9 protein-coding genes are annotated in these 7,314 nt (G+C 67.9%); 2 read left to right on the forward strand and 7 right to left on the reverse strand.

The window, feature by feature from the left end; all coding sequences use genetic code 11:
• From TVH25_RS19975 to TVH25_RS20000, 6 genes are all read right to left on the reverse strand, one after another.
• A partial coding sequence (locus tag TVH25_RS19975) for an acyl-CoA dehydrogenase family protein (protein ID WP_422425301.1) occupies positions 1 to 1,280 on the reverse strand: 1,280 nt, incomplete at its 3' end.
• 1 nt (position 1,281) lies between these two features.
• Complete coding sequence (locus TVH25_RS19980; RefSeq protein ID WP_296550248.1) at positions 1,282 to 2,526, reverse strand: acyl-CoA dehydrogenase family protein; 1,245 nt, start codon at positions 2,524 to 2,526, stop codon at positions 1,282 to 1,284.
• A 44-nt stretch (positions 2,527 to 2,570) separates the two neighbouring features.
• Positions 2,571 to 3,755: a lipid-transfer protein gene (locus tag TVH25_RS19985; protein WP_169623119.1), complete on the reverse strand. Its 1,185-nt coding sequence runs from the start codon at positions 3,753 to 3,755 to the stop codon at positions 2,571 to 2,573.
• On the reverse strand, positions 3,752 to 4,162 hold the full coding sequence (locus TVH25_RS19990; RefSeq protein ID WP_169623120.1) for a MaoC/PaaZ C-terminal domain-containing protein: 411 nt from the start codon (positions 4,160 to 4,162) through the stop codon (positions 3,752 to 3,754). Before TVH25_RS19990 ends, TVH25_RS19985 begins: the two co-directional genes overlap by 4 nt.
• Positions 4,159 to 4,566, reverse strand: a complete 408-nt coding sequence (locus TVH25_RS19995) for a Zn-ribbon domain-containing OB-fold protein (protein WP_169623121.1) — start codon at positions 4,564 to 4,566, stop codon at positions 4,159 to 4,161. Before TVH25_RS19995 ends, TVH25_RS19990 begins: the two co-directional genes overlap by 4 nt.
• Positions 4,566 to 5,117 carry a MaoC family dehydratase gene (locus tag TVH25_RS20000; protein WP_169623122.1) on the reverse strand — a complete coding sequence of 184 codons (552 nt, stop codon included), beginning with the start codon at positions 5,115 to 5,117 and terminating at the stop codon, positions 4,566 to 4,568. The genes TVH25_RS19995 and TVH25_RS20000 overlap by 1 nt, the downstream gene beginning before the upstream one ends.
• A gap of 226 nt (positions 5,118 to 5,343) precedes the next feature.
• Between TVH25_RS20000 and TVH25_RS20005 the strand changes: the two genes are divergently transcribed.
• Positions 5,344 to 6,120: an SDR family oxidoreductase gene (locus TVH25_RS20005; RefSeq protein ID WP_378528469.1), complete on the forward strand. Its 777-nt coding sequence runs from the start codon at positions 5,344 to 5,346 to the stop codon at positions 6,118 to 6,120.
• Positions 6,117 to 7,031 (forward strand): SDR family oxidoreductase, encoded by a 915-nt coding sequence (locus TVH25_RS20010; RefSeq protein ID WP_169623124.1) that lies wholly within the window; start codon positions 6,117 to 6,119, stop codon positions 7,029 to 7,031. Before TVH25_RS20005 ends, TVH25_RS20010 begins: the two co-directional genes overlap by 4 nt.
• 64 nt (positions 7,032 to 7,095) lie before the next feature.
• Here TVH25_RS20010 and TVH25_RS20015 read toward each other — a convergent pair.
• Positions 7,096 to 7,314, reverse strand: a 219-nt coding sequence (locus TVH25_RS20015; RefSeq protein WP_422425302.1) for a GNAT family N-acetyltransferase, incomplete at its 5' end; no start/stop codon positions are given.

The raw sequence follows: 7,314 nt of genomic DNA on the forward strand, positions 1-7,314 counted from the left end.
CCACCGCCGGGCGTGGCCCCGCCGCAGGCGATCTGCGACGCGCTTGTCGTCATGACGCGCGCGATCGTCGCGCGGCCCCGCCGCGCGTGCGCCCTGCGCGTGTCCAACAGCACCGCCGCCGCAGCGGGGGGGGCGGGGGGGGGGGGGGGGTGCTCCGGGGGCGGGCGGGGGCCGGGCGCGCGGTCGAGGATGTCGCCGAGCGCGGCGGCGCTGGCGTCCGCGCCACCGAGCGTGAAGGCCAACTGGCGCCCCCACAGGAAGTAGCGGTGGATGGGGTAGTCGATGTCGGCACCGATCCCGCCGTGCAGATGCTGAGCCGTCAGGCCGACACGAATGCCGCCGCGCGCCGCCCACCACTTCGCGACGAGCACTGCGGCGTCCGCCTCGTCTTCGCGCCCGGTGTCGATGAGCCACGCCGCGCGGCGCATCGTCAGGCGAATGGCCTCGGTGTCGATGTAGGCGTCCGCCGCGCGCACCGCAACGGCCTGGTTCGTCGACAACGGCCGCCCGAACTGCATGCGCTCGGAGGTGTACGCCGCGGTCATGCGCAGCGATTCCTCACACACGCCGAGCTGGAGCGCTGCGATGGCGAGACGGATCCGTCGACGTGTCCACTCGGCGATCTGCGTGCCGTCACCGGGTAGAACGTCTGCGGCCGCGACGACGACATCGTCGAAGCGAAGGGCCGCGTCGGCGGTTTGTCCGGTCACGGACACGGGCGTGACCGTGAGGCCCGGCGCGTCGGCGGATGCCACGACGACGGCGACGGACTCGTCGCACAGGACGGGAACCACCACTCCGGCTGCGCCGGGCGCCCAGGGGACGGACGGAATCTCGCCGCTGATCACCAGGTCGTCGCCCTTGCGGATCGCGGTCAGCGCCGCGCTCTCACCGGGGTTGCCGTCGAATGCGCCGGTGAGGACGATCGACCCGTCGACGATCCCGGGGACGTAACGCTCGATCTGTTCGGGTGTGCCGAACCGAGCGAGGGGGAGAGCAGCGCCTGCGACGACGGACCAGACCGGCACCGGTGCGACGCGACGGCCCTGCTGCTGCAGGATCGTCGTCAAGCCGAGCATGCCCATGTCCGCGCCTCCGGCGGATTCGGGCAGGGCGAGGCCCAGCAGTCCGGAGTCGGCGAGTGCCTTCCACAGTGTGGCGTCGAAGCCACCCTCGGTCCGTTCCACCTCGACTACCCGTTCGACCGTTGCCAGCGCACCGAAGACCTGCGAGGCAAGGTCCTCGACGGCGATCAGGTCGTCATCGAGCTCGAATTCCATGTCAGCTCCTCGTCTCTGACGGCGTCACGGCCGTTGTCGCTGCCGGCTCCGGCGCTTTGGCTTCGGGGCGCCGACGGGCGCCCAGGGTCATACCGAGTGTCTTGGCTGCCACGATCTCGCGCAGGACCTCGTTGGTGCCGCCACCGAAGGTGTTGTTCTGCGCACGACGAGCGAGCGACTCGACACGGCCCTCGACCACGGCACCGTGGCTGCCCGGACGCAGCAGACCGCGGGCACCGAGCACTTCCTGCAACATGCCGTACGCGGTGACGACGCCTTCGGTGCCGAAGATCTTCGCTGCCGCGGAGTCACCGCCGCCGAGGGTGTTGGCAGCGATATCCGACACCAAGCGAAGGTTCACGAGATCCGCTGCCGACAGCAGTGCGTAGACCTCCGCCAGCGTCTTGCGGACCCACGGGACGTCGAACAGCACACCTGGTCCGACGGGCTCCTGCTTGGCCCACGCGAGTACTTCGTCGTACATCTCGTTGGCGATACCGCCGCGCGCGGCCAGGGCGACCCGCTCGTGGTTGAGCTGGCTGGTGATCAGTGTCCATCCCTGGTTCACTCCGCCGACCACGTTGCTCAGCGGCACCCGGATGTCCTCGTAGTAGGTGACCGCGGTGCTGATGCCGCCGACGGTCTTGATCTCGGTAGCCGAGAACCCCGGGGACGAGGTGGGCACCAGCACGACCGAGATGCCCTTGTGGCGGGGCGCGTCGGGATCGGTACGCACGGCGAGCCAGATCCAGTCCGCGAAGATCGCGGAGCTGGTGAAGAGCTTGGTGCCGTTGATCACGAGTTCGTCGCCGTCGATGCGCGCACGTGTCTGCAGCGCCGCGAGGTCGGTTCCGGCACCGGGTTCGGTGTACCCGATGGCGAATTTCAGCTCGCCGGTGAGGATCTTGGGAAGGAAGTAGTCCTTGTGTTCCTGGCTCCCGTACTTCATCAGAGCCGGTGCCACCGTGTTGAGCGTGACCAGCGAGACCGGGGCGCCCGCGCGGATCGTCTCGTCGTAGAAGACGTAGAGAGCCTCGGGGTCCTCACCGCGTCCGCCGTACTCCTCGGGCCAGCCGAGTCCGAGCCAGCCGTCGCTGCCCATCTGCCGGTAGATCCGGTCGAAGACCGGGCCGCCCTCGGTCTGGTCGACCAGGGCCCTGCGATCCTCGTCGTTGATGATGCGGGCGAAGTACTCCCGCAGTTCGGTGCGTAGCCGCCGTGACTTGTCGGACAGCTCGGGATGCATGTGGTCTCCTGAGAGGTGGTCGGATGGCGTGGGAGCGGCGCGGTTCAGCGATCCGTCGACAGCACGATCGCGCTGTGCGGAACCGGCGAGCCACCCGTGACGAGGACGTTGTTCAGCACCTTGGTGGGCTGGTTGACCGAGGTGCCGCGGATGAGCCGCACGCCTTCGGCGATTCCGTTGACGCCGTGGATGTAGCCTTCGCCGAGCTGCCCTCCGTGGGTGTTGACCGGGAGGCGGCCGTCCACCTCGAGGTTGCCCTCGGCGACGAAGTCCTTGGCCTCGCCGCGACCGCAGAAGCCGTACTCCTCGAGTTGCAGCAGCACCATGGGAGTGAACGCGTCGTACAGGATCGCGGCGTCGATGTCGTCCGGGCCGATACCGGCCTGTGCCCACATCTGCTTGGCGACCAGTTCGACCTCGGGCATCACGTCGATGTCGTCACGGTAGTAACTGCTCATCGAGATCTGCTGCGGGCCGACACCTTGCGCGGCACCGGTGATGACGGCCGGAGGATGCGGCAGTGAGCGTGCGCGTTCGGCGCTCACGATGACCAGTGCCTGGCCTCCGTCGCTCTCCTGACAGCAATCCAGCAGTCGCAGCGGGTCGGCGAGCATCCTCGAGTTCTGGTGGTCGTCGAGGGTGATGGGCCGCTCGTAGAACCACGCCTTCGGGTTGGTGGCGGCGTGCTTGCGCGACAGTACCGAGACGCGACCGAAGTCGGCGCTCGTCGCGCCGTAGCGCTGCATGTACCGGCGCGCCAGGAATGCTTCCTGCTGGGCAGGGGTGAGCAGACCGTACGGATTGATCCAGTTGCGGTATTCCTGATCGGTGCTGGAGTTGTAGGCGAACGGCGGTGGGCCGGAGCCGAATCGGTGGCCCGAGCGCTCGTTGAACGCGCGGTAGACCACGACGACCTCGGCGACGCCGGTCGCGACGGCCATCGCGGCCTGCTGGACGGGTGCGCAGGCACCGCCGCCACCGTGGGGGATGCGGCTGAAGAACTTCAGTTCCGGGATGCCGAGCGCGCGGGCCACGGCGATCTCGGGGTTCGTCTCCATGGTGAAGAGTGCGAAGCCGTCGACTTCTTCGACGCCGATCTGCGCATCTGCGAGCGCGGCCACCACGGCCTCGCACGCGAGTTGCCACTCGCTGCGACCGGAGTTCTTCGAGAATTCGGTGGCTCCGATGCCGGCGATCGCGGCAGCTCCGGAAAAGCCCTGCACGGTCATGGAGTCTTCCTCTCGTACGGCTCCACGACGACCTCCGCGGTGACGTGGACGCCCTTACTGTTGCGGCCCTGCACTTTCACGGTGACGGTGCGGTCCTCGACCGCGACCACCTCGCCGCTCATCTGCAGCGGGTCGCCCGGGAAGGCGGGGACGCCCAGGCGCAGCGAGGCACGGCGTATGCGTGCCCCCGGCCCGGTCCAATCGGTGATGTAGCGGTCGACGAAACCGTTCGTCGCATTGATGCTCATGAAGACATCGGGTGTTCCGCGCCGTTGTGCGGCCCCGGCATCGTGGTGTACGTCCTCGAAGTCCTGCGATGCGATCGCGGTCGCGGCGATGGTGGAGCGGTCGAGGGGCAGTTCGAGCCCGGGAAGGGACTGCCCGACAGCGCATTCGGAGAGATTCACGACGTTCCTCCGACTTTGCGCAGCTGCGGGAGGATCTCACCGTGAGCGTGTTCGGCGAAACCCACCTCGAGTTCCATACCGAGTTCGAGGCTGTCGTGGTCCACGCCCGCGATGTCGGCCACGATGCGGATGCCTTCGTCGAGGTCGATCAGTCCGACGGCAAGGGGGTATTCGAACGCCGGGTCCTGCGGGTGATGAATGATGGTCCAGCTGTGCAGGGTTCCGCGGCGCGATGATTCGACGGAGTCCCACTCGAACGACCGGCACACGGGGCATGCCGGGCCGGGCGGATGCCGGAGGGTGTGGCAGTCGCTGCACCGCTGGATCTCGAGCCTGCCTTCGCGGACCGCGTTGAACCAGAACTCGTTGTCCTGAGTGATGGTGAGTCTGGGGACGGTGGTCATCACGCCTCCTTGGGGGTGTTCGGATTGAACCGGAGCATCCGGAAACGCTCCTCGGCGACGAGTTCGCCGTGCTGGTCCTCGTAGCGCTTGTACAACGTGAAGAAGCGACCGACGCCGAGACCCGTTCGTTTGACGGGAGATACGGATTCGATCGTCAGGTGGGCGGTGATGTGGTCCCCGGGAACGAGTTCGCGGTGGTATTCCTGTTCGACGTTCGTGGCCACGACGGACGTGAGGCCTTCGCTGTCGAGTTCGGCAAGCATCCTCGAGTACGCGAAGTCCTCCACGATTCCTGCGGCGCGCTTGCGGTGCACCTCACGCCACCGGCGGTACCCCGCCATCACCCAGGTGGAGATCATCGCGGGTGGGCACACCACGGAGTCGCGACCTGTGGCGCGGGCCGCGTCGGCGTCGACATAGATCGGATTGAAGTCGTCGTGGGCTTCGACCCAGTTGCGGATCATCGCCTCGTCGACCGCGTACCGGGCGACCCGGGGCGGCTCGGCCACCTGGCCGACGTACTTCTCGTAATCATGCTCGACCGTCTGCATGGCCCCAATCACCTTCTCTTCGGCACACCCCACTCGGACGCCACGCTAAGTGCGGTCCCGAGCCGGTATCGCCCGATTCCCACTGAGCAGGAGCCGGGCGTGGTCGAGCCCGGCGACGGATACCAAACCAAGCGATTGCTTGGTAAGTTGGGCGGGCGGCCCGCCGGTGGGCCGGACGAATCGACCTCGGTCGCCGCGGGCGACCACACGGACGCGGAGGCAGTGAATGGATCTGGGACTGGACGGCACGGTCGTGCTGGTGACCGGAGGCGTCCGCGGCGTCGGTGCGGGGATCACCCGAACGTTTCTCCGCGCCGGAGCGACCGTGGTGACGTGCGCGCGCAACGAGGGCGAGCATCCCGTGGAGGCGGACGGCCGGACGGCGGAGTTTCTCGCCTGCGACGTGCGCGACCCGGATCGGGTGGGCCGGTTGATGGACGAGATCGTCGCAAGGCACGGCAGGCTCGACACCCTCGTCAACAACGCCGGCGGTTCGCCTTATGCGCTCGCTGCAGACGCCAGCCCGAAGTTCCACGCCAAGATCGTCGAACTCAACCTGCTTGCGCCGTTGCTCGTCGCGCAGGCCGCGAACGCGGTGATGCAGACCCAGGACGCGGGTGGATCCATCGTCAACATCTCCAGCGTGAGCGGTTCCAGGCCGTCACCGGGTACCGCCGCCTACGGTGCCGCGAAGGCCGGAATCGACAGTCTCGGCCAATCCCTCGCGGTGGAATGGGCACCGAAGGTGCGCGTGAATTCGGTGGTGGTCGGGATGGTCGACACGGAGCAGTCGCACCTGTTCTACGGTGACGACGAGGGTGTCGCCGCCGTCGGCGCCACGGTGCCGCTCGGCCGCCTCTCCACTCCCGACGACATCGGTCACTGCGCAGCATTTCTGGCATCCCCGCTGGCGGCATACGTCAGCGGATCGACACTGACCGTCCACGGCGGCGGCGAACGCCCTGCCTACATGGCAGCGGCCCGAACGAAGGAGACAAAGTGAGTGGACTGCTGGACGGACGCGTCGCGATCGTGACGGGCGCGGGCCGGGGAATCGGCCGCGCCCACGCGCTGGCCCTCGCCGCGGAAGGTGCGAAGGTCGTCGTCAACGACATCGGTGCCGGCATCGACGGCGCCGCGACCGGAGAATCACCCGCGGAGCAGGTCGTCGAGGAAATCCGTTCTCTCGGTGGTGAGGCCGTCGTCAACGGCGACGACGTGGCCGACTGGGCCGGCGCGGAGAATCTCGTCAAGACGGCGCTCGACAACTTCGGGCGGCTCGACGTACTGGTCAACAACGCAGGCTTCCTGCGCGACCGCATGCTCGCGAACATGAGCGAAGAAGAGTGGGACGCGGTGATTCGCGTACATCTCAAGGGGCATTTCGCGCCCATGCGCCACGCCATGTCGTACTGGCGTGCCGAGTCCAAGGCCGGCAACCCGGTCGACGCGCGCATCATCAACACGAGTTCGGGCGCGGGCCTGATGGGCAGCATCGGCCAGGGCAACTACGCCGCTGCCAAGGCGGGTATCGCCGCACTCACGATTCAGGCCGCGGCCGAGTTCGGTCGTTACGGGGTCACCGTCAACGCCATCGCCCCGTCCGCACGCACCCGCATGACGGTCGGGGCCGGCGGCGCGATGGCCGAGATGATGGCCGCGCCGGAAGAAGGATTCGATGCGATGGCGGCGGAGAACATCTCGCCGATCGTCGTGTGGCTCGGCAGCACCGAATCGAAGGACGTCACAGGCCGCGTGTTCGAGGTCGAGGGCGGAAAGGTGTCCATCGCGGACGGCTGGCGTCACGGCGAGGTCGTCGACAAGGGTGACCGCTGGGATCCCAAGGAACTCGGACCGGTCGTGGACAAGCTCCTCGCGTCCACCGAGGCACCGACGCCGGTGTACGGAGCCTGACAGAAAAGATGCGCGCTTCCGGTAGCGAGAGCTATCGGAAGCGCGCATCCTTGTGCGGCGCAGATCAGGCGGGTGTGCGCACGATCAGGGTCGAACCGGGGAAGTAGGCCGCCAATTCGGTGCGTGCCTGCTTGAGAACGGCTGTGCCGTAACCCTGCTTGCGCAGTTCGGGGCGAACCCAGATGCGCACTTCCACCTCGTTGCCGACGAGCTCACCGAACGCGAATCCGACCGCGGTGGGGGGGGGGCGGGGGCGAAGGTTCGCCGCCGGCCCCCCCCCCCC

This window comes from Rhodococcus sp. 7Tela_A2, assembly GCF_049311045.1.
In the GTDB taxonomy this organism is placed as follows: Bacteria; Actinomycetota; Actinomycetes; order Mycobacteriales; family Mycobacteriaceae; genus Rhodococcus.